The sequence below is a fragment of the Marinobacter confluentis genome (assembly GCF_004785685.1).
Classification (GTDB): domain Bacteria; phylum Pseudomonadota; class Gammaproteobacteria; order Pseudomonadales; family Oleiphilaceae; genus Marinobacter; species Marinobacter confluentis.
Genome location: NZ_SRPF01000001.1, coordinates 1,113,202 through 1,139,556 on the forward strand (window position 1 = coordinate 1,113,202; position 26,355 = coordinate 1,139,556).

General features: G+C 57.1%; 20 protein-coding genes and 3 tRNA genes. 8 read left to right on the forward strand and 15 right to left on the reverse strand.

From position 1 onward, the window contains the following. Window positions 1–3: 3 nt before the first annotated feature. The 3 genes from yghU to E5Q11_RS05195 form a co-directional block, all read right to left on the reverse strand. The gene (gene yghU / locus E5Q11_RS05185) at window positions 4–885 is read right to left on the reverse strand and encodes a glutathione-dependent disulfide-bond oxidoreductase (protein ID WP_135802297.1); all 882 of its coding nucleotides are present in this window, start codon (window positions 883–885) and stop codon (window positions 4–6) included. 169 nt (window positions 886–1,054) lie between these two features. Next, window positions 1,055–1,396 (reverse strand): 4a-hydroxytetrahydrobiopterin dehydratase, encoded by a 342-nt coding sequence (locus E5Q11_RS05190; protein ID WP_135802298.1) that lies wholly within the window; start codon window positions 1,394–1,396, stop codon window positions 1,055–1,057. Between the two features lie 275 nt (window positions 1,397–1,671). Continuing rightward, window positions 1,672–2,259, reverse strand: coding sequence for a PEP-CTERM sorting domain-containing protein (locus tag E5Q11_RS05195; RefSeq protein WP_135802299.1), 588 nt, complete (start codon window positions 2,257–2,259; stop codon window positions 1,672–1,674). A 432-nt stretch (window positions 2,260–2,691) separates the two neighbouring features. Between E5Q11_RS05195 and imuA the strand changes: the two genes are divergently transcribed. The 3 genes from imuA to E5Q11_RS05210 are packed head-to-tail and all read left to right on the forward strand — an operon-like array spanning window position 2,692 to window position 7,953. Beyond that, entirely contained in the window at window positions 2,692–3,381 is a 690-nt protein-coding gene (gene imuA / locus E5Q11_RS05200; protein WP_135802300.1) for a translesion DNA synthesis-associated protein ImuA, read from the forward strand. Window positions 3,382–3,388: 7 nt separating this feature from the next. Beyond that, window positions 3,389–4,819: a Y-family DNA polymerase gene (locus E5Q11_RS05205; protein ID WP_135802301.1), complete on the forward strand. Its 1,431-nt coding sequence runs from the start codon at window positions 3,389–3,391 to the stop codon at window positions 4,817–4,819. After that, a complete protein-coding gene (locus E5Q11_RS05210) occupies window positions 4,819–7,953 on the forward strand; it encodes an error-prone DNA polymerase (RefSeq protein ID WP_135802302.1) in 3,135 nt (1,044 codons plus the stop codon). Before E5Q11_RS05205 ends, E5Q11_RS05210 begins: the two co-directional genes overlap by 1 nt. A 51-nt stretch (window positions 7,954–8,004) precedes the next feature. Here E5Q11_RS05210 and E5Q11_RS05215 read toward each other — a convergent pair whose 3' ends face one another. The 4 genes from E5Q11_RS05215 to dbpA all read right to left on the reverse strand — a co-directional run bounded on the left by E5Q11_RS05215 (window position 8,005) and on the right by dbpA (window position 13,004). Then, window positions 8,005–9,327, reverse strand: coding sequence for a sodium ion-translocating decarboxylase subunit beta (locus E5Q11_RS05215; protein ID WP_228260622.1), 1,323 nt, complete (start codon window positions 9,325–9,327; stop codon window positions 8,005–8,007). 13 nt (window positions 9,328–9,340) lie between these two features. Further along, window positions 9,341–11,146 carry a sodium-extruding oxaloacetate decarboxylase subunit alpha gene (oadA, locus tag E5Q11_RS05220; protein ID WP_135802304.1) on the reverse strand — a complete coding sequence of 602 codons (1,806 nt, stop codon included), beginning with the start codon at window positions 11,144–11,146 and terminating at the stop codon, window positions 9,341–9,343. Between the two features lie 41 nt (window positions 11,147–11,187). Next, on the reverse strand, window positions 11,188–11,442 hold the full coding sequence (locus E5Q11_RS05225; RefSeq protein WP_135802305.1) for an OadG family protein: 255 nt from the start codon (window positions 11,440–11,442) through the stop codon (window positions 11,188–11,190). Window positions 11,443–11,630: 188 nt separating this feature from the next. Next, the gene (gene dbpA, locus E5Q11_RS05230; RefSeq protein ID WP_135802306.1) at window positions 11,631–13,004 is read right to left on the reverse strand and encodes an ATP-dependent RNA helicase DbpA; all 1,374 of its coding nucleotides are present in this window, start codon (window positions 13,002–13,004) and stop codon (window positions 11,631–11,633) included. A 119-nt stretch (window positions 13,005–13,123) separates the two neighbouring features. Here dbpA and E5Q11_RS05235 point away from each other — a divergent pair, with 119 nt between their 5' ends. Further along, window positions 13,124–13,660: a DUF2058 domain-containing protein gene (locus E5Q11_RS05235; RefSeq protein ID WP_135802307.1), complete on the forward strand. Its 537-nt coding sequence runs from the start codon at window positions 13,124–13,126 to the stop codon at window positions 13,658–13,660. Window positions 13,661–13,693: 33 nt separating this feature from the next. On the opposite strand, the gene E5Q11_RS05240 is transcribed toward E5Q11_RS05235, so the two are convergent. The 6 genes from E5Q11_RS05240 to alaS form a co-directional block, all read right to left on the reverse strand. Then, a tRNA-Arg gene (locus E5Q11_RS05240) sits at window positions 13,694–13,770 on the reverse strand. 48 nt (window positions 13,771–13,818) lie between these two features. Continuing rightward, a tRNA-Arg gene (locus E5Q11_RS05245) sits at window positions 13,819–13,895 on the reverse strand. 47 nt (window positions 13,896–13,942) lie between these two features. Continuing rightward, window positions 13,943–14,033, reverse strand: a tRNA-Ser gene (locus E5Q11_RS05250). A 61-nt stretch (window positions 14,034–14,094) separates the two neighbouring features. Further along, window positions 14,095–14,292, reverse strand: coding sequence for a carbon storage regulator CsrA (gene csrA, locus E5Q11_RS05255; protein WP_008172808.1), 198 nt, complete (start codon window positions 14,290–14,292; stop codon window positions 14,095–14,097). Window positions 14,293–14,471: 179 nt separating this feature from the next. Beyond that, window positions 14,472–15,707 (reverse strand): aspartate kinase, encoded by a 1,236-nt coding sequence (locus tag E5Q11_RS05260; RefSeq protein WP_135802308.1) that lies wholly within the window; start codon window positions 15,705–15,707, stop codon window positions 14,472–14,474. A gap of 120 nt (window positions 15,708–15,827) precedes the next feature. Beyond that, window positions 15,828–18,458, reverse strand: coding sequence for an alanine--tRNA ligase (gene alaS, locus E5Q11_RS05265; RefSeq protein WP_135802309.1), 2,631 nt, complete (start codon window positions 18,456–18,458; stop codon window positions 15,828–15,830). Window positions 18,459–18,555: 97 nt separating this feature from the next. Here alaS and E5Q11_RS05270 point away from each other — a divergent pair, with 97 nt between their 5' ends. Next, window positions 18,556–19,083, forward strand: coding sequence for an RDD family protein (locus E5Q11_RS05270; RefSeq protein ID WP_135802310.1), 528 nt, complete (start codon window positions 18,556–18,558; stop codon window positions 19,081–19,083). Window positions 19,084–19,108: 25 nt separating this feature from the next. Here E5Q11_RS05270 and lptG read toward each other — a convergent pair whose 3' ends face one another. Further along, entirely contained in the window at window positions 19,109–20,170 is a 1,062-nt protein-coding gene (lptG, locus tag E5Q11_RS05275) for an LPS export ABC transporter permease LptG (RefSeq protein ID WP_135802311.1), read from the reverse strand. Continuing rightward, window positions 20,163–21,266, reverse strand: a complete 1,104-nt coding sequence (lptF, locus tag E5Q11_RS05280) for an LPS export ABC transporter permease LptF (RefSeq protein ID WP_135802312.1) — start codon at window positions 21,264–21,266, stop codon at window positions 20,163–20,165. Before lptF ends, lptG begins: the two co-directional genes overlap by 8 nt. Window positions 21,267–21,459: 193 nt before the next feature. Between lptF and E5Q11_RS05285 the strand changes: the two genes are divergently transcribed. The 3 genes from E5Q11_RS05285 to E5Q11_RS05295 all read left to right on the forward strand — a co-directional run bounded on the left by E5Q11_RS05285 (window position 21,460) and on the right by E5Q11_RS05295 (window position 26,353). Beyond that, window positions 21,460–22,953 carry a leucyl aminopeptidase gene (locus E5Q11_RS05285; protein ID WP_135802313.1) on the forward strand — a complete coding sequence of 498 codons (1,494 nt, stop codon included), beginning with the start codon at window positions 21,460–21,462 and terminating at the stop codon, window positions 22,951–22,953. Then, window positions 22,940–23,416 (forward strand): DNA polymerase III subunit chi, encoded by a 477-nt coding sequence (locus E5Q11_RS05290; RefSeq protein ID WP_135802314.1) that lies wholly within the window; start codon window positions 22,940–22,942, stop codon window positions 23,414–23,416. Before E5Q11_RS05285 ends, E5Q11_RS05290 begins: the two co-directional genes overlap by 14 nt. 84 nt (window positions 23,417–23,500) lie before the next feature. Continuing rightward, window positions 23,501–26,353, forward strand: a complete 2,853-nt coding sequence (locus E5Q11_RS05295; RefSeq protein ID WP_135802315.1) for a valine--tRNA ligase — start codon at window positions 23,501–23,503, stop codon at window positions 26,351–26,353. Window positions 26,354–26,355 lie beyond the last annotated feature (2 nt).

A 26,355-nucleotide genomic window follows, 5' to 3' on the forward strand; every position in this document is an offset into this window, starting at 1 on the left:
TCCTCACGAGTGTCCGAGTTCGGCGGCCAGTTTGTCCTGGGTTCTGTCTTCAAAATCGCTGGCGTTATGGCGCTCATGCAACTGCTTTTCCGGGGCGCCCCAGGTGCGATTTACCATCAATCCACGTTTCACCGCTTCCCGCTCGCCAATCTCATCCGCCCAACGCATCACGTTCTTGTAGGTATGAGCCTCGAGGAATTCGGCGGCGTCGTACACATGGCCCTTAACCAGGGCGCCATACCAGGGCCAGATCGCCATATCGGCAATGGTGTATTCGTCCCCTGCGATGTAGCGGTTATCTGCTAACTGGCGATTCAGCACGTCCAACTGACGCTTTACTTCCATGGTGTAACGGTTGATGGGGTATTCGTATTTCTCCGGCGCGTAGGCGTAGAAGTGCCCGAAGCCACCGCCCAGGAAAGGCGCGCTGCCCATCTGCCAGAACAGCCAGTTCAGGGTTTCGGTTCTGCCGGCAATGTCCTTGGGCAGGAATTCACCAAATTTCTCCGCCAGATACAACATCATGGAGCCGGACTCGAAAATTCTCAGGGACGGCTTGACGCTCTGGTCCACCATGGCCGGAATCTTGGAGTTGGGGTTGACCTCCACAAAGCCGCTGCCGAACTGGTCACCGTCCGGAATCTTGATCAGCCAGGCGTCGTATTCCGCTTCAGTAATGCCTTTTTCCAGCAGCTCTTCCAGAAGAATGGTCACCTTCACACCATTGGGCGTGGCCAGGGAATAAAGCTGGAACGGATGCTCTCCGACGGGAAGCTCTCTTTCATGGGTAGGTCCGGCAATTGGCCGGTTGATCTTGGCAAACTGTCCGCCGCTTTCGGACTCCCATTTCCAGACCTTTGGTGGCGTGTAGGTGCTGTCGCTCATAATGCTATCTCCGGTTCCGGCATGCGCAGACGCATGGGTAAGTTAAGGTTCATTCCTAGTCTACGATGGATTCTGGCGATTAGTGTTCCTCAGAGGTGCTCTTATAAGCAAAATGCCCCGAGTCTTTCCCGGGGCATTTTGTACTCAGAAAATTATTTGCAATTGCACTCTATGCGTTAAAAGCCTCATCCGTTCGCGCCGCCATGATGAAATCATTTTTGTGAAGCCCATGAATTTCGTGACTCCACCAGTGCACAGTGACCTTCCCGTACTCCAGGACAATGACCGGATGATGGTCCACTTCTTCCGCCAGGTCTCCTACCCTGTTGGTGAATGCTTGGGCTTGGGCAAAATTTTTGAGTTTGAACGTTCGTTTTAGCTGTTCCTCACCGTCGACTTCGACAATCTCCCAGTCAGGAACATTCGCGCCCAGCGACTGCTTTTCCTCTTTCGTCGCTTGCGGTGCACCGGGGCTGCAAGCCTCGCACTTTTGCTTCGACAGGTCGCTCATTTCATTCTCCTTTTCAGTGCATGCGAGTTACACCACAAATGTGGACGCTAGCAGCTTCTTTATCAACCGTCGCCTGAAGCTCCTGATTGTTAGGAATCCTGAGTTTTCAAGGCTATGTGACCGGCAAAGACTACAATTTCGGCCTGATGAACGGCGATATCAGCGTAACCTTGAATGTGCCATGGGAGCAAAACGAAAGAGTCAAACCCTATGATAGAGCTTTAGCAAAAACAAAAACGGCTCCAAAAGGAGCCGTTTTAGAAATCTCATCAAGATCAGGCTTTTCGTTTAGCCATCCCAATCAAGCAAACCAGGCCAAGCCCAAGCAGTGCCAGGCTACCTGGCTCGGGAACAGTTACTGGAGTTCCTCTGCCAAATAGTTTGATGTTAGACAAACCGCCGCCGGTACCAGAATTCACCTGATAACTCCAGGTTCCGCTGGTTGCATTGGATGCCAGCTCCCAAGCCCAGGCATCGGGTGCGCCACCGCCCTGACCGACATGCATGGAAACAACTGCTTCGCTATAGGTATCCCAAAAGCTGTCTGCAATTGCCCATTCACCGTTGACCGGCGAGCTACCAAATGATCCTGAAATTACATCGATGGTGAAAAAACTGTCAGAACCTGCACCAGTTAACTCGCCTGCGTATGTCCACGAGTCGCCGGGGAACAACCCGTCGATATCACCTTCGTTGTTGAAATTTGTACCATCTTCATAAATGCAGGTGGTCGCGTCAGAAAACGTTGCGGTGCGGTCAGGCGCACCACAGGTATCCCCGGTGACTGTTATAGGAGCAGCCAGAGCGTTTGCGGAAAGAGTCGCCAAAAACATACTTACCACGAGAGAACCGATCGCTTTCATTTTCCTTTTCCTTTTCTTCCGAATGCAGTGTCGTCAATGAGATTTGACAACTAGCTTACATGCAGCATTTTTTGAGCCAGTTTCCAGCATTCCTTGCGTGGCAGGAAGTTAATAAGTTCCAAGGATGACTTTCGGTGCTGACGTGTAAATGAATCCGACACCTATCAGCCCAGAGGTATCGAGCCACGTTGATAATATCCGACAACTGTACCGCTAATGAGATTGCCCTGAGGCAACCGCCTTAGAAGGCCTGCAGAATCAGGCTGTCCCGCATGCACCTTAGGTGTCTTTTGACAGGCCAGGTCTTGGCACCAACATAATCGCTGCAATCCAGGATGGACTCTTTATACAGTGTTATATACAGTACTGTTAAGGTGTGCCAACAGCCAAGAAAACATAGCCATATTTAAACAATATTTCAGGAATTCTCCCATGAGCAACATTCTGAACACCCTGATGCAGAGCGACCGCATCTGGCAGGGCCGCAGGCACAGGCAGAGCACTCAGCCGGCAGAACCAACCGGCTACCAGGTGCTGGACAACCAGCTTGGCGGTATTGGCTGGCCCCGGGGAGCGCTGAGCGAATGCCTGCTGGATGCCAGCGGTATCGGTGAGCTGCATCTGCTGCTACCACTGATAAAAAAACTGACGGGCAACGGCAGAACCGTATTCTGGTTGAATCCGCCTCACACACCCTATGCCCCGGCACTGGCACGGGAAGGCGTTGATCTTGACCAGATTGTGGTGATTCACACCCGTGACCAGGGCGATTTCCTGTGGACACTGGAAAACTGCCTGCGTTCACCGGTCACCGGCCTGGTCATGGCCTGGCCGGGCAAGCTGATGTCCCGGGATATAAGGCGCCTGCAGCTAGCCGCAGAAGCAGGCAGCAACGTCTGCGTGCTGTTCCGCGAACGCCGGTTTGCCGACCAGAACTCCCCGGCCGCACTGCGTCTGGACCTGGAACCGGACCAACATCAGAACCTGAACATCAACATCATTAAAAGACGTGGCAGCTGGCCCGGCCAGCACTGCTCGCTGACCATGAAGCACCGGGCGGACCTATCTTTCTGCGAATCACCCCGCGTGGTTCAGGGGCCCTGGCCGGATTCGAGGCGCTGATCTCAATATGCTCTGGCTGTATCTGCACTTCCCTCACCTGTTGCTGGATCACCTTCGCCGCTCCAATGGCTCTCATGAAAGCCAAGATGCCCTGGTAATCGTGGAAGGTGTCGGCCATAAAGTCATTCAGGCATGCCCCACCGCAAAGGAACAGGGTGTACGGACGGGCATGCGCCTGAAAACCGCCCTGAGCCTGAGCCCGCAACTGCACATTGTCCGGGCAGACGAGCAACAGGAAACCCGGATTCTGGAAGATCAGGCCCGCTGGCTTTACCGTTATGCGGCTTATATCGTCCCAATGCCGCCTAACGGCATACTGGCCGAAATTGGTAGCCTGCAGAAACTGTATGGCGGCCTGCCGGCAGCCTGGCAGACCGTTGAGCAGGGTCTGAATGAACGGCAGCTCAACGCCTGGGTTGCTATCGGGCATACCCCCCTGGCGGCACAGCTGATCGCAAGAACCGGCCAGGGCGAATGCACCGCCGATACCGGGCACATCATGCGCGCACTGGGTCGGCTTTCACCCCAGGAAGCAGGCTTCGAAGAAAAAACCTGTATTCGACTTCGGCGTCTGGGCCTGGACACACTGGGAGAAGTTTTCAGCCTGCCCCCCGCAGACCTGGCAAAACGGCTATCCCCGGAAGTGCTGGCCCGGATCCAGAAAATCCAGGGCACGCGACCCGACCCGCAAACACCCTGGCAGCCACCCCATCGGTTTCATCAGCAGACGGATTTTGTACAGGACATCGAACACTCCCAGGGGCTGCTGTTCCCGCTCCAGCGCATGCTTCAGGAACTGGAAGACGACCTGTGCTGGCGGCAGCAGGATACCGACAGCCTGTTGCTGATCCTGCAGCACCGGCACCAGGAGCCCACCCGCCTGCGCATTCGCACATCCGGCCCCGAACATCGGGCAGAGGCTTTTCTGAAACTGGCCCAGATACGGTTTGAACAGCACCCCCTGCGGGCACCGGTTACCGCAGCCATTCTATCGGTAAAGCGCTTTATCGGGCGGGAAGCACCGGATGAACAGGATCTGCTGGGAGACACCCAGGATCTCAACGAAGCCTGGCATACCCTGATCAGCCGCCTGCAGGCTAGGCTCGGCAGCGATTCACTGACCCAGCTATCGCCCCAGGCAGATCATCGACCGGAGCGGGCATGGTCCGCTTCCGAGGTAATCCGGACCAGCCGGCGGGCATCGTCTGATGAACTGGCCCGGCTGCCCCGTCGCCCACTCTGGCTTTTGAAAGGTCCGCAACCACTGACACAGGCCCCGGCTAGCTGGTTCTCGGGCCCGGAACGAATCAGCGGCGGCTGGTGGGACGGTGAACGGGTACACCGGGATTACTACATCGCCCAACTGCACACCGGCCAACTAGCCTGGGTATTTCACGATGCCCGCAGTGGCTGGTTTGTTCACGGATGGTTTGGCTGATGGCTGATGTATCAGAAAGCGGCGCCGCTTATGCTGAGCTTTTCTGCTTCAGCAACTTCACTTTTCTGACCGGCGCCTCCCACCCCCACGAACTGTCAGAACAGGCACTGGCATTGGGCTATCAGGCACTGGCAATTACCGATGCCTGCTCGGTGGCGGGTATTCCCAGGGCCTGGGCTGCCGTTAAAGACCAGCCCATCAAACTGATTACCGGAAGCTGGTTCAGTCTGGAAAACGCACCGCCCGGGGCGGCTATACCCTGCTTTATCCTGCTGGCAAAAACCCGGAAAGGCTATGGCCAGCTTTGCCAGCTGATCACCACCGCCCGCCGCCGGGCCGATAAAGGCCAGTACCGGCTGTTTGCAGCCGATGTGGAAACCCAAAACCTGGGTGACTGCCTGTGCCTGTGGTTGCCCCCCTCACCCAATGAGGCCGATGCCGACCAGGCCCTGGCCTGTGGCCAGTGGCTTCACCGCCTGTTTGACCCGGGGTTCTGGATTGCTGCCTCCCGCTGCTTGGAATCCGGCGAGAAACAGCAACTGGATCGGGTGCGCTGGCTGGCCGACCACCTGCGCTGCCCCATTACCGCTGTGGGTGAAGTACATATGCACAGCCGGGAACGACAGCCACTTCAGGATGTACTGACTGCCCTCAGGAGCCACACCACCCTTGAAAACGCGGGCCACTGCCTGTTCCAGAACGGCGAACGTTACCTGCGCCCACTGCCGGTGCTGGACAGACTTTTTCCCGATGCCTGGCTGAAAGAAACCCTCACCATCGCTAACCAGTGCACCTTTGAACCCGGCAGCCTGCGCTACGAATACCCCCCGGACCTGGTACCGGATGGCGAAACCCCGGCCGCTTATCTGAAACGCCTGACCCGCGAGGGTGAACAACGGCGCTATCCGCAAGGTACCCCCCTGAAAGTTCAGGGGCTGATCCGTAAAGAACTGGCCCTGATTTCAGAAATGGCCTACGAGCACTATTTCCTGACCATCCAGGATATCGTCGCCTTTGCCCGCAGCCAGGACATTCTCTGCCAGGGCCGGGGTTCCGCCGCCAATTCTGCGGTCTGCTACTGCCTTGGTATTACCGAGGTCAATCCCGCCAGGGTTGAGCTGCTGTTCGAGCGCTTCATCTCCAAAGACCGCAACGAGCCACCGGATATCGACGTGGATTTCGAGCACCAGAGGCGCGAAGAAGTCATCCAGTACATTTACCGACGTTACGGTCGAGAACGGGCAGCACTGGCGGCAACGGTGATCCGCTACCGGCCCAAAAGCGCCATTCGTGATGTGGGCAAGGCGCTGGGATTCGACCCGGCGCTGGTGGAACAGCTACTGGACGGCATTGACTGGCGGGATAAAGCCACTGACTGGCGCCAGCAGATTCTTGACAAACACCTGACCCGGAACCCGAAAACCGCCGACCAGTTTTTCATTCTGGTGAACACCCTGCTCGGATTTCCCCGGCACCTGTCCCAGCATGTGGGCGGCTTCGTTATCAGCGCCGGGCCTTTGGCTGACCTGGTGCCGGTGGAAAACGCCGCCATGGCGGATCGCACCGTGATTCAGTGGGATAAAGAGGACCTGGAAAGCCTGGGCCTGATGAAAGTGGACGTACTGGCTCTGGGCATGCTGTCCGCCATTCGCCGGGCACTGGAACTGGTCAGCGAACAGAAAGGCGAGACCTTCACCATCCAGGACGTGCCCCAGGAAGACAGAGCCACCTACCAGATGCTCCAGCAGGGCGACAGCATTGGCGTATTCCAGGTGGAATCAAGGGCCCAGATCAACATGCTGCCGCGGCTGAAGCCCTCCACTTATTACGACCTGGTAGTAGAAGTAGCCATAGTCCGCCCCGGCCCCATCCAGGGCGACATGGTGCATCCCTACCTGCGCCGCAAGCACGGACTGGAACCGGTAGACTACCCCAACGATGCCATCCGAGCCGTTCTGGAACGCACACTTGGCGTGCCTATCTTCCAGGAACAGGTGATCAAACTGGCCATGGTCGCTGCCGGTTTTTCCGCCGGCGAAGCCGACAAACTTCGCCGCGCGATGGCAGCCTGGAAGTCCCACGGCGACCTTACACCTTTCCGGGAAAAACTGATGACCGGCATGCTCGAACGGGGCCACGACGAAGATTTTGCGGAACGCCTCTATCAGCAGATTTGCGGCTTCGGCGGCTACGGCTTCCCGGAATCCCACGCTGCCAGCTTCGCCCTGCTGGTGTACGTCTCCGCCTGGATCAAATGTCACTACCCGGCTGCGTTTTACTGCGCCCTACTGAACAGCCAGCCAATGGGGTTCTACTCCCCTGCCCAGCTGGTACAGGACGCCCGCCGCCATGGCGTGGTGGTACTTCCACCTGACGTGAACCACAGCCAGCCCAACCACACCCTTGAAGGGCCGGAACTGAACCTGCGGCTAGGCCTGCGGCAGATTCAAGGCCTCTCCGGGGAAGGCGCAAAACGGCTATGCCAGAACCGCCCTGCTGACGGCTATCGCAGCACGGATGAGGTTCGACGACTTGCCGGCCTGAACCAGCGCGACATGGAACTGCTGGCAGGCGCCAATGCCATGCCGGATTTCACCGCCAACCGCCACCAGGCCTACTGGCAACTGCTTGACCATGAACAGCCAAGCGCTCTGTTTGCCGCCGACGCAGCACCGGCTTACGCCGCGAACATCTGCCATCAGCTTCCCGAACCCACCGAAGGCCAGAACATCCTGGCCGACTACGCCAGCCAGGGACTCACATTGCAGCGACACCCCCTTGCCCTGCTCCGCGAACAGGGCCACCTCCGTTTCTGTTACACGTCAGAACAGCTTAAAGACATCAGGCCAGGCGTTCCGGTTCAGGTTGCCGGCCTGGTCACCGGCCGCCAGCGACCGGGCACCGCTTCGGGCGTCACCTTTGTGACTCTGGAGGATGAAACCGGCAATGTAAACGTGGTGGTGTGGCTGGCTACGGCCCGTAAGCAACGTAAGCCATTGCTGACTGCGCGTTTGCTGCATGTGAAAGGTGTGCTGGAAAGACAGGGGGATATTGTTCATGTAATGGCGGGGAAGCTTGTGGATCTTAGCCATCTGATTAACAGCTTGCCGGTTCATGCCAGGAATTTTCACTAGACACAAAAAACCCTGCACAGAGGCAGGGTTTTCGACACTCCGAAGTAATGATCAGCCCAAAAGCTTGATCATCACACCGGCAGCTACCGCAGAGCCGATAACGCCGGCCACGTTCGGGCCCATCGCGTGCATCAGCAGGAAGTTCTGCGGGTTGGCTTCCAGGCCAACCTTGTTGGATACCCGCGCTGCCATCGGCACCGCAGACACCCCGGCAGAACCAATCAACGGGTTGATGGGCTCCTTAGTGAACTTGTTCATCAGCTTCGCCATCAGAACACCACAGGCGGTACCAACACCAAAGGCGACAATGCCCAGTCCCAGGATACCGAGGGTCTGGCCATCAAGGAACTTGTCTGCCACAAGTTTGGAACCGACCGACAGACCAAGGAAAATGGTCACGATGTTGATCAGTGCGTTCTGGGCCGTATCGCTAAGGCGCTCAACCACGCCACATTCGCGCATCAGGTTGCCGAAGCAGAACATACCCAGCAGAGGCGCCGCGTCCGGCAGGAACAGCACCACGGCAATCAACACGACCAGTGGAAAAACAATCTTTTCCTTCTTGCTCACCGGACGCAGCTGTTCCATCTTGATCGCGCGTTCCTTCTTGCTGGTCAACGCTTTCATGATCGGTGGCTGAATCATCGGAACCAAGGCCATATATGCGTAGGCAGATACCGCAATTGCGCCGATCAGATGCGGTGCCAGAACACTGGACACATAGATCGACGTAGGGCCGTCTGCACCACCAATGATACCGATAGCCGCCGCTTCCAGAATGGTGAATTCCAGAATGCCCAGCCAGTCCAGCAACGCCGCACCGATGACGGTGCCGAAGATGCCAAACTGGGCCGCCGCACCCAGCAACAACGTCTTCGGATTAGCCAGCAGCGGGCCAAAGTCTGTCATTGCGCCCACACCCATGAAGATCAGCAGCGGCCCGATGGTGCTGCCGATAACCACGGTATAGAAGTTGTACAACATGCCGTTACCGTAGCCGTTGTCTTGGGCAATCGAGTTAGCGGCGCTGACGGCAGAATAGCCTGCATCATTGTAGGCCATCTTGAATGCTTCCTTGACTTCCGGCGTTACCGCCTGGCCTGCCTGATAGGCAACATCAAGAGCGCCCGCCAAGGCCGCAAGGACCTGGGGTTTGGCAAAATGGATAGCATTTTCAGCCGCCGACAGGGCAAGCCCGGCCTCCGGAATATTAGCCAGAATACCGCCGAAACCGATGGGTACCAGAAGCAAAGGCTCAAACCCCTTGCGGATCGCAAGGAACAGTAGAAGAAGGCCGACGGCGATCATCACCACCTGGCCGAGCTCGATATTGAACAGGCCACTACCTGTCCAGAGTGTCATTAATTTTTCCATGGAATGCTGGCCCTTATCCGATTGTCAGCATTTCATCACCAACGGACACGGCATCACCGACCTTGATGAAGACTTCGCCGATGGTACCGGCCTTGGGTGCACGAACTTCGGTTTCCATCTTCATGGCTTCGAGGATGATCATTACATCGCCCTCTTCAACCGCGTCGCCGGGGCTGACCAGTACCTTGAAGATGTTGCCACCCAGGGGTGCCGGAACGGGTTCACCTTCTCCCGCAGCCGGTGCTGGCGCGGCAGAAGAGCCTCCAGCCTGACCACCGGCACTGGAACCGTCGCCGCCCTGAATCTGGGTGATTTCACCGCCTTCACTGACCGCAACCACGTATTCCTTGCCGTTGACTTCCACGGTGTAGGTTTCCGGGCCGCCGGCTTTCGCTGGCGCGGAGGCCGCAGCTGCGCTTTCAGCCGTCGGAACGGGCTCGAAGGCATCCGGGTTGCCGCGATTTTCCAGGAATTTCAGACCAATCTGCGGGAACAGAGCATAGGTCAGAACATCGTCGATCTCGTTTTCGGCGAGTTTGATATCCTTTTCTTTTGCGATCTGCTTCAGTTCGTCAGTCAGCTTGTCCATTTCCGGCTCAATCAGATCCGCCGGGCGACAGGTAATGACTTCTTTGCCATCCAGAACCCGCTCCTGCAATTCCTTGTTCATGGGAGCCGGCGCAGCGCCGTACTCGCCTTTCAGAATGGCAGAGGTCTCTTTGGAGATGGACTTGTAGCGCTCACCGGTCAGCACATTAAGTACCGCCTGGGTACCAACGATCTGTGACGTTGGCGTGACCAGCGGGATGAAGCCCAGGTCTTCGCGTACTTTGGGGATCTCATCCAGTACCTGGTCAAACTTGTCACCAGCATTCTGTTCTTTCAGCTGGTTTTCCATGTTGGTCAGCATGCCGCCCGGAACCTGAGCGATCAGGATGCGGGAATCGGTTCCCCGCAGGCTGCCTTCAAAACGGGCATACTTCTTGCGCACTTCACGGAAATAACTGGCAATTTCTTCAAGCAGGTTCAGGTCGAGACCGGTATCGCGGTCTGTGCCTTCAAGAATCGCAACCACGGCTTCAGTGGGCGAATGGCCGTAGGTCATACTCATTGAGGAAATGGCCGTATCGACGTTGTCGATGCCGGCTTCAGCGGCCTTGATGGCCGTCGCGGTGGACATACCGGTGGTCGCATGGCACTGCATGTGAATTGGTATATCCAGCTCTTTCTTCAGACGACTGACCAGATCGAACGCCACGTAGGGCTTCAGAATACCCGCCATATCCTTGATAGCGATGGAATCAGCGCCCATTTCGGCCACTTCTTTGGCCATATCCACCCACATCTCAATGGTGTGAACCGGGCTGGTGGTATAGGCGATGGTGCCCTGCGCATGCTTGCCGGTTTTCTTCACGGCCTTGATGGCGGTCGCCAGGTTTCTCGGATCATTCATGGCGTCGAAGATACGGAATACATCAACACCACTTTCAGCGGCACGATCACAGAAACGCTCTACCACGTCGTCGCCGTAGTGGCGATAGCCCAGAAGGTTCTGCCCGCGCAACAGCATCTGCTGCTGGGTATTGGGCATGGCCTTCTTCAGTTCGCGAATCCGCTCCCAGGGATCTTCGCCGAGATAGCGAATGCAGGCATCAAATGTGGCACCGCCCCAGGATTCGAGAGACCAGAAGCCAACCTTGTCGAGCTTCTCGGCAATGGGCAGCATGTCATCAAGGCGCATACGGGTCGCCAGCAGGGACTGGTGAGCGTCACGCAGGATAACATCCGTAATCCCTAACGGTTTCTTTGTGTCAGTCATCGTGTCAGCCTTCTGTTTAAAGGTTCTAATCTGTCACCGGGTCACTTCTTGTGGCGCGACCGGTATTGTGCAATGGCTTTTTTAATGGCTTCGGCGGTGTCAGGATCTACCGACGGAGATGCCGAAGATTTTGCACGTGGAGTTCTGGTCGGAGTAGCCGGTTCTTCAGGACTGAACCGGAGGACCAGTTTTGACATGAGCAGGGTTGCGAACACCAGAATAATCAGGAACACGAACACAAACCCCATGCCTGCGACCATCAGATCGACCGCTTGTGACATCAGTTGCTCATTCATACCGAAAAGCTACCTGTTTTGAGTGTTGATTTCCCCGAACCCCGGACTGGCAAAGGCCTGATCCTTTAGGAGAAGCCCGCCCCGAGCAGTTCGAGAGGCAAAATCCCGCGTAATTTACCGTTTTCCGTTGCAGTGAGCAAGCTGATGACATCTTTCAATAAGGGTTTTCCGAGCAGGGATATCCGGATTCATGCATACCGGACACGCATTTTACGCCCCTTGATCCGCCCGGTTTCCAGGCGTTTGAGCGCCGTCGCTGCAGACGCTTTTTCTACCGCAACGAAGCACTGGAAATCGAACAGGTCAATTTTTCCGACGGCACTGCCGGGAAGGCCGGCCTCGCCGGTCAGCGCCCCCAACACATCCCCCGGCCGCACCTTGTCTTTGCGGCCACCGGCGATACATAAGGTCTTCATCGCGGGGGATGTCGGCCTGATTGGCGTGGCCAGTAAATCGGAGGTCTCGCGCCAGTTCACAGGGCTGTTTCGCTGGGCTTCCAGACGGTTGATCTTGTGGGACTGCGCCGGAGTGCAGAAGGTTACTGCAAGGCCCTGCTCCCCTGCCCGTCCGGTTCGACCGATACGGTGAGTGTGCACCTCGCTGTCACGGGCCGGCTCGACATTCACCACCAGTGGCAAAGACTTGATATCCAGACCGCGAGCGGCGACATCGGTTGCGACCAGTACTGAACAGCTTTTATTACCGAATCTGACGAGCACGCTGTCGCGATCCCGCTGCTCCAGATCACCGTGAAGGGCCAGCGCGAAAAATCCAGAGTCGTTCAGGGCAGCGGCTATCTCATCGCATTGCTGCTTGGTATTGCAGAACGCAATGCAGGAATCCGGCTGATGCCGGGACAGGAGCGAACACAGGGCATCAACCTGTTGGCCCGGCGCCAGCTCGTAGAACTCTTCGGTAATATCTGACAGCACGGCTGCCTGTTCGATTCGTACGTCTGCGGGCGCCGTCTGATAACGCTCACTGAGCCCCCGGATCGCTTTCGGCCAGGTTGCCGAAAACATCAGCGTCTGCCGCTTTCCCGGTGTTTCGGCGATGATACTTTCAACGGCCTCTTCAAAGCCCATATCCAGCATTCGGTCCGCTTCATCCAGCACCAGCATCTTAAGGCGGCCAAGACGCAGGGTGCCTTTGCGCAGATGATCCTGAATCCTGCCGGGCGTTCCGACCACAATGTGAGCGCCATGGCTTAACGAGCCGATCTGTGGACCAATGGAAACGCCGCCACAGAGTGCAATAATTTTTACGTTGTCTTTGGCTCTTGCCAGTTCACGGAGTGATTTGGCGACCTGATCCGCGAGTTCCCGGGTCGGACACAGCACCAGCCCCTGAACCGAGAAGCTGGAGGCATCCAGACGCTCAACCATTGGAATACCAAAAGCAGCGGTTTTACCGCTACCGGTCTGTGCCTGAGCAATGACGTCTCCGCCCGCCAGCGCAGGAGGTAAAGCCGCTTCCTGAACCGGCGTAGGGTGATCAAAGCCCAGCTTTTCAAGATTGGCACGCATAGGTGCAGAGAGATCAAGCTGGCTGAACGACGGCATAAACAGAATTCCCGGTGTGATAGACAAAGAGCACTTCAAGGCAGATAGCTTCGACGTGGCGATATGGGTGCGTATAATTGCTTCATTCTACCAGAATTCGACCATTACACGGAGCTGTTATGCCATCCCTCCAGGATCAACTCTTGAAAGCCGGACTCGCCGATGAAAAGAAGGCCAAGGCGGTAAAAAATGAGAAACGAAAGCAGCGTAAGCAGCAGCCCAAGGGTACTGTGGAAGTCAGCGAATCCGAGCTTCGCGCGCGCCAGGCCCGGGAGGAAAAGGCCGAGAAAGACCGGCAGCTGAACCTGGCACGCCAGAAAGAAGCGGACAGAAAGGCTATCCAGGCACAGATCCGCCAATTGATTAATGCCAATCGCCTTGACCGGGCGGGTGGAGAGACGGCTTACCAGTTTGTGCATGACCGGAAGATCAAGAAGCTCTTTGTGACCGACACCATGGCTGATCAGTTGGCGCGGGGGCGGCTGGCCATTGTGCTGCTGAATGATTCTTATGAGGTTGTGGCTGAGGGTGTAGCGCGGAAGATTATGGAGAGGGATGAGTCAGCAGTCATTGCTCTTCATGAGCGCAAAGCAGACGATCAGGGGGATGATGATCCCTATGCGGGTTATGAAATTCCTGATGATTTGATGTGGTAAAACGGGGAGAAAAGGAGGATTTATCTTGAAAAATGGCGCGGCTGGGAGGATTCGAACCTCCGACCGCCTGGTTCGTAGCCAGGTACTCTATCCAGCTGAGCTACAGCCGCGCATCACACTGTCTGATCTATGACATAAGTCCGAAGACTTGCACTAAATGGCGCGGCTGGGAGGATTCGAACCTCCGACCGCCTGGTTCGTAGCCAGGTACTCTATCCAGCTGAGCTACAGCCGCGCGTCAACACTCTCAGATCAATTAATTCCCGGCGCCACATTCAATAATGGCGGAGAGGGAGGGATTCGAACCCTCGATACGCGCAATGCGTATGGCTCCTTAGCAGGGAGCTGGTTTCAGCCACTCACCCACCTCTCCTTGAGAACGGGGCGTATACTACCATAATTTTTCTGTTTTCATAGGGTTGACACAAGTTTTATCAGCTATTGCCGGGTTCCGGTTCCTCGGAGCCTTTCTCGCTCTGAATGCGCTGATAAATCTCTTCCCGGTGAACGGCCACTTCTTTCGGTGCATTCACACCAATGCGAACCTGGTTCCCCTTCACCCCAAGAACGGTCACGGTAATGTCGTCACCGACCATCAGGGTTTCGCCAACACGGCGAGTCAAAATCAACATGCTCTATACTCCCTTTGCGCAGACTTGCCTGCTTTGGCAAATGTATACTTTATATTTATATGGTGGGATCACTTGTCTATCAAAATCCGTATAAGAACCTAGGAATCGAGGCCTGGCAGGATTCTACAAATAATTCCCTTCTGTTATACCCGCGTCACTAACCGGTCAACCGGCTGCGATCAGGCTTCCTCCACCCCGGGCTTGTCCAGCTCAAAGGCACTGTGCAACGCCCGGACGGCAAGCTCAAGGTATTTCTCGTCAATTACGACTGAAATCTTAATCTCTGAGGTCGAGATCATCAGGATGTTGATCCCTTCATCTGACAGCGCGGCAAACATTTTGGTTGCCACCCCGGCGTGGGATCGCATGCCAACGCCAACAATGCTGACTTTGGCAATCTTGCTGTCGCCACTGACCTGACGGGCACCAAGCTCGTCAGCCACATTCTGGAGTATCGTCTGCGCTCGCTTGAAATCGTTCCGATGTACCGTAAAGGTGAAGTCCGTACGGTTATCGGCCCCCACGTTCTGAACAATCATGTCCACTTCTATGTTGGCATCACTAATCGGCTTCAGAATACGCAGCGCACTGCCAGGCGTGTCAGGTACACCGGCGATGGTGACCTTTGCTTCATCACGGTTAAAGGCAATGCCGGAGACAACCGGTTGTTCCATGACGTTTTCATCCTCAAGAGTAATCAGCGTGCCCTCGCCTTCTGCAAAGCTGGAGAGCACCCTTAAAGGCACATTGTATTTACCGGCAAATTCCACCGCACGGATCTGGAGCACCTTGGAACCAAGGCTGGCCATTTCGATCATTTCTTCGAAGGTAATCCGGTCCAGACGGCGGGCGCTGTCTACCACCCGCGGGTCCGTGGTGTAGACGCCATCAACGTCAGTATAGATCTGACATTCATCGGCTTTCAGCGCAGCTGCCAAAGCAACGGCGGTGGTATCAGAGCCACCGCGACCAAGGGTTGTGATACTGCCGCTTTCATCAATCCCCTGAAAGCCTGCAACCACCACCACGCGGCCGGCATTCAGATCCTCCCGCATGCGCTGCTCGTCAATCTGTTTGATGCGGGCCTTGGTGTGGCTACTGTCCGTCAGAATACGGACCTGGGAACCCGTGTAGGAGCGGGCTGCGCAGCCAATCTTCTGCAACGCCATGGACAACAGCGCAATAGTGACCTGCTCGCCGGTTGAGACCAGTACGTCCATTTCACGGGGCGTGGGCTCTTCCATAATCTCGTTGGCCAGCCCGATCAGGCGGTTGGTTTCGCCGCTCATGGCTGAAACCACCACCACCACTTCATGCCCTTCGCTGCGAAAGCGCGCTACCTTTTCGGCAACCGCCTGAATGCGCTCGGTGGTTCCCACCGAGGTACCACCGAATTTCTGAACCAAAAGCGCCATTATCTTTGCGATACCTTTATCAGCATCCGGGCTCACTACCCGGTGTATAAATCACAGGAATGATCTGCGAACTGAACAGGCCGGCGAGTATAAACCCAGACCCGACGTCAAAACAGACAGTTAACCCAGATTATTTTTTACCCACTCAGGAATGCCAGCCAGTGCGCCAGCCAGCTTTGACGGATCATTGCCGCCACCCTGAGCCATATCCGGTCGGCCGCCACCTTTGCCATCGACCTGACCAGAAAGATGCTTCATCAGGTCACCGGCCTTGATCCTGCCGGTCGCTGACTTGGTCACACCGGCAACCAGGGTTACTTTGCCATCCTCAACACTGGCCAGTACAACCACGCCCTCGCCCAACTTGTTCTTAAGCTGGTCAGCGGTTTCCATCAACGCCTTGCGATCCGCGCCTTCCATTTCTGCGGCGACCACTTTCAGGCCACCAACATCCACGGCCGACCCGGCAAGATCGGAACCTGCAGAGCTGGCCAGCTTCGCCTTAAGGGCATCAATCTCTTTTTCCAGCTGACGGTTGCGATCCAGGGTCTGCTGGACTTTTTCGATCAGGGATTCGCGGCTGCCCTTGACCAGTTTCGCTGCCTGGCGAAGGGTCTGCTCGGTTTCATCTACCCACTCAAGAGCGCCAAAGCCGGTGACCGCTTCGATTCGACGAACACCTGAGGAAATACCACTTTCAGAGGTAATCCGGAACAGGCCGATATCTCCGGTACGGCTGACATGGGTACCCCCACACAGCTCAACCGAATAGGCGTCAGTGCCCATGCTCAACACCCGCACCACATCGCCGTACTTTTCGCCGAACAGGGCCATGGCGCCTTTTTCCTGGGCCTTTTCCATGTCCGTAATTTCGGTCTGGACCGGCGTGTTCTCCAGAATCTGTTCATTGACCTGGCGCTCGATCTCCCGGAGTTCCTCGGGAGTCACGGGCTCGAAATGGGAAAAGTCGAACCGCAGCTTATCCGGGTCTACCAGGGAACCTTTCTGGCTGACGTGCTCGCCCAGTACTCTCCTCAGGGCGGCATGCAACAGATGGGTCGCGGAATGGTTTTTCTTCGTCCGCTCACGACGGGCATGATCAATGCGTGCATCCACTTCCAGCCCCGGGAAGAGTTCACCTTCGATCAGCGTTCCGATATGCAGGTGGTTTTCACCCTCTTTGCGGGTATCCGTTACCTTGAAGCGGCCACCGCTCCAGGTTAGCAGCCCGGTATCGCCTACCTGCCCGCCGGATTCCGCGTAAAAAGGTGTACGCTCCAGCACCACCACCGCCTCATCACCGGCTTCGGCTGCTTTTTCCGTGCCGTTAACCACAACCGTGCGAATTTTCTCATGGCCGTCGATGTGTTCGTAACCGGTAAACTCGGTTTTACCCTCGAACTTCATGCCAGCCGCGTTGTAGTCAATACCAAACTTGCTGGCGCCACGGGCCATTTCACGCTGGCGCTCCATGGCTTTTTCGTAGCCTTCATAATCCAGCGTCAGGCCGCGCTCACGGGCGATGTCGTTAGTGAGGTCAACCGGAAATCCGTAGGTGTCATAGAGGGTAAAAATGGTCTCGCCCGGGATCTCCGTGCCTTTGAGCTGGGCAAGGTCCTGTTCCAGCAGGCGCAGACCGTTATCCAGTGTTTTGGCAAACTGCTCTTCTTCCTGCAGCAGGATTTTTTCAATCTGCTTCTGGCTGCTGACCAGCTGTGGATAGGCGTCACCCATCAGTTCCACAAGCGCATTGGTCAGACGATAGAAAAAGGGCTTGGTGGCCCCCAGTTTGTTACCGTGACGGGCCGCGCGGCGAATAATCCGGCGCAGGACGAAACCGCGACCTTCATTGGATGGCATCACCCCATCGGCAATCAGGAAAGCGCAGGAGCGGATGTGATCCGCGACCACGCGCAGGGAGGCTTCGGTGGTCGGTACGCCGCCAAGAATGTCGGAGGCGGCCTTCAGCAGAGCCTGCATCAGATCGATTTCATAGTTGCTGTGAACGCCCTGTAGCACCGCAGTGATGCGCTCAAGGCCCATACCGGTATCTACAGAAGGCTTGGGCAGCGGCAGCATCTCGCCGTCAGCCTGACGGTTGTACTGCATGAAGACCACGTTCCAGATCTCGATGTAGCGGTCGCCGTCTTCTTCCGGGCTTCCCGGCGGGCCACCGGCCACATCGGGGCCGTGGTCATAGAAAATTTCGGTGCAGGGTCCACAGGGGCCGGTGTCGCCCATCTGCCAGAAATTATCGGATGCATAGGGCGCACCCTTATTGTCGCCAATCCGGATGATGCGCTCCGCCGGCACTCCAATTTCCTGGTTCCAGATATCGAAGGCTTCGTCATCAGAGGCGTAAACCGTCACCCAGAGTTTTTCTTCCGGCAGCCCCAGATTTTCCTTGCCGGTCAGGAAGGTCCACGCAAAATTGATCGCCTCGCGCTTGAAGTAATCGCCAAAGCTGAAGTTGCCAAGCATTTCGAAAAAGGTATGGTGCCGGGCCGTGTAGCCCACATTCTCGAGATCGTTGTGCTTACCGCCGGCGCGAACACATTTCTGCGAAGTCGTTGCGCGGGTATAGTCGCGATCTTCCCGGCCCAGAAAAACGTCCTTGAACTGGTTCATGCCGGCATTCGTAAACAACAACGTAGGGTCGTCTGCGGGCACCAATGAACTGCTCGGCACAATGGCATGGCCCTGCTTTTTAAAGAAATCCAGAAACGCCTGTCGCAACTCTGCGGTTTTCATAGCCCTTTGATACCTTTGTATATTACATGCGCTCGCAAATCCGCTACTCTAGCACACGCCGAGATCAGGAAAAACGTGAAACATCCCAGGAGACTCCATGCCCAGACGCTTTCATTCCGATGACGAACTGCTGGCACCCGCAACCTTTATAAAGCGGTTGATGGCGGTGGTTTATGACGGTCTGATCAGCGTTGCGGTTTTGCTGGTCACCACCTGGGCCTACACGATCGTCGCCGGTTATCTGATTGGCTGGGATAGGTACGAACAGATGGCCGAGGAGGGCTCGATTGGCGCCGACCCCGCTCTGACTTTCGTGCTGTTTCTGGTGCTCTATCTGTTCTTCGGTTATTTCTGGACCAGAACCGGCCAGACCCTGGGCATGCAGGCCTGGCGCATACGTGTCCAGAACCTGAACGGACTATCGGTTTCGTGGACCCAGGCATTGCGGCGGTACGTCGCTGCAGCCGCTATTCTTTTCGTTGCCTTGCTGGGCGCCTATTACCTGAATGCCGCTACCCTGTTTGTAACCATTCCTGCCATCGTGGCCCTGTTCTACCCCATTAACGGCCTGTCGCTAACGGATCGCGCTTCTGCCAGCATGGTCGCGGTAGTACCGAAAGCGTAATTCGAGCGCCGGCAAAACAAAGGGCTTAACCGGCCCGCCTCATCAGCGCAACGCCAACCACAGCATTGACTGCAATGGGCAACAGAATGGCAATAATCGGGTTAAACCCGAAAACCACGCTCATGGGCCCAAGCAAGTCCTGCATGTATTTGAACAGCAGCCCCACAATCAGCCCCGTGAACACTCTGAAGCCCATGGTTACCGACCGCAGCGGGCCGAAGATAAACGATATGGCCACCATCACCATCACCGCCGTTCCGAGCGGCATCAAAACCTTTTTCCAGAACGCCAGCCAGTAATTGGCCGCATTCAGCCCCTGTTCGCCAAGGTATCGGGAATAGGTAAACAGGCCGCTGATTGAAAGATCCTCCGGATCAACAATCAGTACACTGAGCACCTCCGGCGACAGGCCCGAGTCCCAGCGCAGCGACCGATGTTTCTCCTGGGAGGTTTCGCTGTCGCTGAGCTTTGTGGTGGTCACATCCTCAAGCCGCCAATGATCACCAAGATAGATTGCCCGCCTGGCAAAACTGGCCGAAATCAGCCAACGGTCGGCATCAAACTCGAACAGCGATACACCGTAGAGAACCCCGTTTGGCTGCACCGCATTCAAATGCATGAAGGTGTCCCCTTCCCGGTGCCAGATACCCGACGCCGAAGCGACATTTTCCCCGGCTCCCTGGGCCACCGCCTTCTGGCTCTGGGCCATGCGCTCGGCGGGCGGCGCAACGTATTCCCCGATAACAATACCCAGCAGCACCACGATCAAGGCCGGCTTCATGGCGGACCAGACAATACGTTTGAGAGAAACGCCAGCGGCGCGGATCACCGTCAATTCTGAAGAACTGGCCATGGATCCCAGACCCACCAGGCAGCCCATAAAGGCGCCCAGGGGGAGATAATCATAGATCCGTCGAGGCAGGGTCAGCAGAACGTACATCAGCGCTTCCAGGGTCTGATAACCGTTCTCTGTGTCTTCAAGTTCGGCAATGAAGGCAAAGATCAGGTCCAGCGACAGTACCACCACCATAACCAGGAACATGGCGCCGCCGACGGTGCTCATGACGTAGCGATCGATCTTATGCATGGCCACTGCCCTCCCGGATCAGCCGGCGCCTGTATAGCCAGGCGGGGCCAAACTGAAGCCAGGCGCCTAGCGCCAGGAACAGGGCATGCACCCACAGCAGCCCGATCCACTCCGGCACCTTGCCGTCCTCCAATGCGTCCCGGGCAACGATCAGCAGGCCAAGGTAGGTAATGTAAACCAGCATCGCGGGCAGCAGGTGGAAAAACCGCCCCTGCCTCGGGTTCACCCGGCTTAGACGCACCGCCAGCAGGGTCACAATGGGAACAATCAACGGCAGGGTGAATCGCCAGTGCAGCATGGCGCGGTGCTCCGGGTCATCGGAAGCCATCAGCGCCCGGGTGCTGAGCCCTTCTTCCAGCTCCTTGCTTCCAGCATCGCCGCTGCGAATTTTCAGACCATAGGCCTCGAAGCCGATCACATCGTAATTCAGGTCACCCGGCGAGCCCTCGAAACGGGCGCCGTCTTCCAGCACCAGAAACCGGCTTCCGGTTTCCTCATCAATCAGTTGGGAACCTTCCCGGGCAGTGATTATGGACACGCCCTCTCCCTCATTGCCGTATTCCGCAATAAACACCCCTTCCAGCCGGCGTTTGTCGTCGCTGAGCGCCTCGGTGTAGGTCACCCTGCCACCGGAGGACAGAGACTGGAATCGGCCGGGAGCGAGCATTTCAAATTCTGTGGCCTGGCGCTGCTCGTTGAAGATCTGTTCCACCTGCTTCATGCCCCAGGGCGACACATACAGACTCATGCCCCCTACCGCCAGCATGACCGGCAGGCTGGCCAGCAGGGTTTTTCCCAGCAGCTGTTTCTCGCTGACGCCACAGGCGAACAGCACCGTCATTTCGCTTTCAAGGTACATGCGGCCGTAGGCCAGAAGGATGCCGATAAAAAATCCGAGGGGGAGGATCAGCTCGAGAAAACCGGGGAAGCGATAGGCCATGATCTGGAACAGCACATCCCCGGCCAGTTCACCAGCGGCTGCTTCCGCCAGATACTTGATGAATCGCCCGCTCATGAAAACCAGCAGCAAAATGCCGGATACTGCCAGCATGCTGATAATCACCTGTCTGGCTAGGTAGCGGAAGACGATGCTCAATGCGGTCTCTCAGTAGCAGATACGACCGGAGTCGCTGGATTTCACGGTTCGCCGTATTCTATGTAACCTTGATGCTGAATGACAGTGCGGGTCGTTAACAAGCTGTCACCGCTTGATAATTCGAGTTCAAGACCCAATGCTATAAGCATTCGTCCAAATTCAAACTGATCAAGCTGATTAACCCGGAGAAGCCATGAATTTCACGCTGAGTAACAAGCCTGTTTCCGAAATCAAAGCTGACTGCCTCGTGGTTGCGCTGCCCGAGAAAGGCACCTGGCCCGCGTCCACCACCCAGGTAGATGAAGAGCTGGGCGGGTTGATTACTGCACTGCATAAAAGCGGCGACGCCACCGGCAAAAATGCCACCACAACGTTTGTGCCCCTGACCGGCCAGCCCTGGGGTCGGCTGCTGGTTGTCGGCACAGGGCCGGACAAGGACCGCACTGCTGCCAACTACCGCAAAGTCCTTCTCGCAGTTGCCGGGCAGGTTAAAGATGGCCCATCCAAGCACGTGGTTCTTGCAGTGGCAGACACGCCCGTTACCGGCACAGAGGCATCCTCTTCAGAAGCCGCGAAACTGAACCTCATCGGCCGCATTCTGGAAGACCAGAGCTACCGCTTCAGCGGCTTCAAGAGCGAAAAACTGCCAACACGCAAGCTCAGCAAGGTCACCGTTGTCAGCTCCGGCACCGGCAGGGCATTGAAAGACGCTTTCAATCTAGGGCTTGCCACCGGCCGCGGCATGAACCTGACCAAAGACCTGGGCAACACACCACCCAACGTCTGCCACCCTACATGGTTGGCCGAGCAGGCTGAAAAGCTGTCCAAGGATCACGACGTCATAAAAACCGAAGTCCTGGATGAGAAACAGATGAAGAAACTGGGCATGCACAGCCTGCTGTCCGTATCCGCCGGCAGCGCACAGCCTGCCAAACTGATCGTCATGGAATACCGTGGCGGCAAGTCCGACGAAAAACCCTATGTACTGGTGGGCAAAGGCATCACCTTCGACACCGGCGGCATCAGCCTGAAGCCCGGTGAAGCAATGGATGAAATGAAGTACGACATGGGCGGCGCCGCCGCAGTATTCGGTGCCATGCAGACCATTGCCGAAACCAAACCGAAAATGAACGTGGTAGCGGTAATCGCGGCCGCTGAAAACATGCCTAGCGGCACCGCCACACGCCCGGGCGACATCGTCACCTCCATGTCCGGCCAGACCATCGAAATCCTGAACACTGACGCCGAAGGCCGCCTGGTACTGTGCGATGCCCTGACCTACGTGAAGAAGTATGACCCGGAAGTGGTAGTGGACATGGCTACGTTGACCGGCGCCTGCATTATTGCCCTGGGCAGCCACGCCACCGGCCTGTTCAGCAACAACGACGCCCTGGCCAATGACCTGCTCGCCGCTGGCGAGCGTGCCGGCGACCGCGCCTGGCGCCTGCCAATCTGGGACGAATACCAGAGCCAGCTGGACAGCAATTTCGCGGATATGCAGAACATCGGTGGCCGCCCCGCCGGATCCATCACCGCCGCCTGCTTCCTGTCCCGGTTCACCAAGGACTACCGCTGGGCCCATCTGGACATCGCCGGCACCGCTTGGAATTCCGGCAAGGCCAAAGGTTCCACCGGCCGCCCGGTTCCCCTGCTGGTCGATTACCTGATGTCCAATGTCGGAAAATAATCCCGACGCAAAGGATGATCGGAACCAGTCCTACTGGTTCCACATCCTGTCCCAGAGCTCACCTGCCGCCCGTAACCTCCATGCCGCAAAGCTGGTCGACAAGGCCTGGCAGCAGGGAGACCGGGTGGGCATCGTCTGCGACACCATGCAACACGCCCAGGAACTGGACGACCTGCTGTGGAACTTCAGTCCTGATGCGTTTATTCCCCACAGCATTGTTCCCGATTCCTCAACCACCTGCACCGATCCCGTGGGTGTTCTGCTATGCCCGCCGGTTGCTGAGGACTGGGATACGGTAATCATTCTGTCAGAGACGCTTCCGGCGGATGCGGACCGGTTCAAACGACTGGCGCTGGTGGCTCATAATGATGAGACAGTGCTTGGGCAGGCGCGGTCGCATTTCAAGCAGTTAAGGGCGCTTGGGATTGAGGCACGGGTGCATGATCAGAGGAAGCGCGGGTAGGTTCGCCGGACTGTAGAGGAGCATGTATAATCGTGCGTCTCAAATTTCCCCTGCGAAACAACCAAACGGCACCAGAAGACACCCATGGAAAAAACCTACCAGCCAGAAAACATTGAGCGCCAGTGGTACGAAAACTGGGAATCCAAAGGCTATTTCCGGCCCTCAGGCCAAGGCCAGTCCTACAGCATTGCGATTCCACCGCCCAACGTCACCGGTAGCCTGCACATGGGCCACGCGTTCCAGCACACCATCATGGACACGCTCACCCGCTTCAAACGCATGCAGGGCCGTAACACCCTCTGGCAGGTAGGCACAGACCACGCTGGCATCGCCACCCAGATGGTTGTGGAACGGAAACTGGCGGCCGAAGAAGACAAAACCCGCCACGATCTGGGCCGTGAGGACTTCATCAAGCGCATCTGGGACTGGAAAGCCGAATCCGGCGGCACCATCACCCGCCAGATTCGCCGCCTGGGTAACTCGGTAGACTGGGACCACGAACGCTTCACTATGGACGATGGCTTCTACAAGGCCGTTCAGGAAGTGTTTGTTCAACTGTATAACGAAGGCCTGGTGTATCGGGGCAAGCGCCTGGTCAACTGGGACCCGAAACTGCACACCGCCATTTCCGATCTGGAAGTGGAGAACAAGGAAGAAAAGGGCTTTTTCTGGCATCTGCGCTACCCGCTAGCTGACGGCGAAACCACCAAAGACGGCAGGGACCACCTGATCGTTGCCACCACCCGCCCGGAAACCATGCTGGGCGATACCGCCGTCGCCGTGCACCCGGATGACGAACGCTACCAACACCTGGTGGGCAAATTCGTGGACCTGCCCCTGGTCGGTCGCCGCATCCCCATTGTCGCCGACACCCACGCCGACCCCGAGAAAGGCAGCGGCTGCGTCAAGATCACCCCCGCCCACGATTTCAACGACTATGCCGTGGGCAAGCGCAACAACCTGGTGATGATCAACGTCATGACCCAGGACGCCTGCATCCGCTCGGAGGCGGAAGTGGTCAACCCGGACGGCAGCGAGAACAACGAGGTCGATGGCAGCCTCCCCCAGGCCTACGCAGGCTTGACCCGGGAAGACGCCAGAAAACAGATTGTGGCAGACATGGAAAGCCTGGGCCTGGTTCAGGAAGTGGAAGACCACGTACTCAGCGTGCCGCGGGGCGACCGCTCCGGGCTAATTATCGAACCCATGCTGACCGATCAATGGTTCGCCGATGCCAAAACCCTGGCCAAGCCAGCCATCGAGGCAGTCGAAGACGGTCGCATCCAGTTCGTGCCCAAGCAGTACGAGAACATGTACTTCTCCTGGATGCGGGACATCCAGGACTGGTGCATTTCCCGGCAGCTCTGGTGGGGCCACCGGATTCCTGCCTGGTACGACGCTGACGGCAACATCTACGTTGGCCGCAGTGAAGAGGAGGTCCGCCAGAAACACAACCTGAGCCCGGATCTCGCCCTGGAACAGGATGAAGACGTTCTGGACACCTGGTTCAGCTCCGCCCTCTGGACCTTCGGCACCCTGGGCTGGCCGGAAATCACCGAGCGGCTGAAAACCTTCCACCCTACCGATGTACTGGTCACCGGGTTTGACATCATCTTCTTCTGGGTTGCCCGGATGATCATGATGACCATGCATTTCATGAAAAACGAGGATGGGACTCCGCAAGTGCCCTTCCACACCGTGTATGTCACCGGCCTGATCCGCGACGAGCACGGCGACAAGATGTCCAAATCCAAGGGCAACGTGATTGACCCGCTGGACATGATTGACGGTATCGGCCTGGACCCGCTGCTGGAAAAGCGCACCGGCAACCTGATGCAGCCCAAGCTGGCTGAGAAAATCGCCAAGCGCACCCGCAAGGAATTCCCGGAAGGCATCACCGCCCACGGCACCGATGCCCTGCGCTTCACCCTGGCGTCCATGGCCACCACCGGTCGGGACATTAACTGGGACATGAAGCGCCTTGAAGGCTATCGCAACTTCTGCAACAAGCTCTGGAACGCGGCTCGCTACGTGCTGATGAATACCGAAGGCGAAGACTGCGGCGTTAACGATGAGCCGGTGACGCTTTCGCTGGCAGACCGCTGGATCATCAGCGAACTGCAGCGCTGTGAGCAGGACGTGATCCGCCATCTGGACCAGTACCGCTTCGACCTGGCCTCCTACGCGCTCTACGAGTTCATCTGGAACGAATACTGCGACTGGTACCTGGAACTGTCCAAGCCGGTGCTCAGCGATGACAGCGCCAGCGCCGAGGCCAAGCGCGGTGCCCGCCGCACTCTGGTTCGCGTGCTGGAAGCGGTGCTGCGCCTGGCGCACCCGATCATGCCGTTTATCACCGAAGAAATCTGGCAGCGCATTGCGCCAATGGCAGGCAAACAGGGCGACAGCATCATGCTGCAGCCCTATCCCCAGCCAGACAGCGGCAAGCAGGATGCGGACGTCACTGCCGACATCGAATGGCTGAAAGGGGTGATTCTGGCGGTGCGTAACACCCGCGGCGAAATGAACATTTCCCCGGCCAAACAGATTCCCGTTCTGCTACGTGGCAAGAAAGCGGAAGACAAGCGCCGCATGGAAGACAACCGCCAGTTCCTGATGTCCCTGGCCAAGCTGGAGACCCTGGACTGGTTCGAGTCAGGCGAAGCACCCATGTCGGCCACGCAACTGGTGGGCGAGATGGAAGTGATGGTGCCCATGGCCGGCCTGATCGACAAGGACGCGGAACTGAAGCGCCTGGACAAGGAACTGGAGCGGTTGCAGAAAGAAGCCGGCCGACTGGAGGGCAAGCTGGGCAACGAGAAGTTTACCGCCAAGGCGCCCGCCGACGTTGTCGAGAAAGAGAAGCAGAAGCTCACCGAAGTGCTCAGCAGCAAAGCGCGCCTGACCGAGCAGCGTTCTGCCATCGAGGCCATGTAAGC

Bases quoted from the DNA above. Each gene is read 5' to 3' on its own strand.
- yghU (WP_135802297.1), bottom strand. From the start codon at position 885: ATGAGCGACAGCACCTACACGCCACCAAAGGTCTGGAAATGGGAGTCC.
- E5Q11_RS05190 (WP_135802298.1), bottom strand. From the start codon at position 1,396: ATGAGCGACCTGTCGAAGCAAAAGTGCGAGGCTTGCAGCCCCGGTGCA.
- E5Q11_RS05195 (WP_135802299.1), bottom strand. From the start codon at position 2,259: ATGAAAGCGATCGGTTCTCTCGTGGTAAGTATGTTTTTGGCGACTCTT.
- imuA (WP_135802300.1), top strand. From the start codon at position 2,692: ATGAGCAACATTCTGAACACCCTGATGCAGAGCGACCGCATCTGGCAG.
- E5Q11_RS05205 (WP_135802301.1), top strand. From the start codon at position 3,389: ATGCTCTGGCTGTATCTGCACTTCCCTCACCTGTTGCTGGATCACCTT.
- E5Q11_RS05210 (WP_135802302.1), top strand. From the start codon at position 4,819: ATGGCTGATGTATCAGAAAGCGGCGCCGCTTATGCTGAGCTTTTCTGC.
- E5Q11_RS05215 (WP_228260622.1), bottom strand. From the start codon at position 9,327: ATGGAAAAATTAATGACACTCTGGACAGGTAGTGGCCTGTTCAATATC.
- oadA (WP_135802304.1), bottom strand. From the start codon at position 11,146: ATGACTGACACAAAGAAACCGTTAGGGATTACGGATGTTATCCTGCGT.
- E5Q11_RS05225 (WP_135802305.1), bottom strand. From the start codon at position 11,442: ATGAATGAGCAACTGATGTCACAAGCGGTCGATCTGATGGTCGCAGGC.
- dbpA (WP_135802306.1), bottom strand. From the start codon at position 13,004: ATGCCGTCGTTCAGCCAGCTTGATCTCTCTGCACCTATGCGTGCCAAT.
- E5Q11_RS05235 (WP_135802307.1), top strand. From the start codon at position 13,124: ATGCCATCCCTCCAGGATCAACTCTTGAAAGCCGGACTCGCCGATGAA.
- csrA (WP_008172808.1), bottom strand. From the start codon at position 14,292: ATGTTGATTTTGACTCGCCGTGTTGGCGAAACCCTGATGGTCGGTGAC.
- E5Q11_RS05260 (WP_135802308.1), bottom strand. From the start codon at position 15,707: ATGGCGCTTTTGGTTCAGAAATTCGGTGGTACCTCGGTGGGAACCACC.
- alaS (WP_135802309.1), bottom strand. From the start codon at position 18,458: ATGAAAACCGCAGAGTTGCGACAGGCGTTTCTGGATTTCTTTAAAAAG.
- E5Q11_RS05270 (WP_135802310.1), top strand. From the start codon at position 18,556: ATGCCCAGACGCTTTCATTCCGATGACGAACTGCTGGCACCCGCAACC.
- lptG (WP_135802311.1), bottom strand. From the start codon at position 20,170: ATGCATAAGATCGATCGCTACGTCATGAGCACCGTCGGCGGCGCCATG.
- E5Q11_RS05285 (WP_135802313.1), top strand. From the start codon at position 21,460: ATGAATTTCACGCTGAGTAACAAGCCTGTTTCCGAAATCAAAGCTGAC.
- E5Q11_RS05290 (WP_135802314.1), top strand. From the start codon at position 22,940: ATGTCGGAAAATAATCCCGACGCAAAGGATGATCGGAACCAGTCCTAC.
- E5Q11_RS05295 (WP_135802315.1), top strand. From the start codon at position 23,501: ATGGAAAAAACCTACCAGCCAGAAAACATTGAGCGCCAGTGGTACGAA.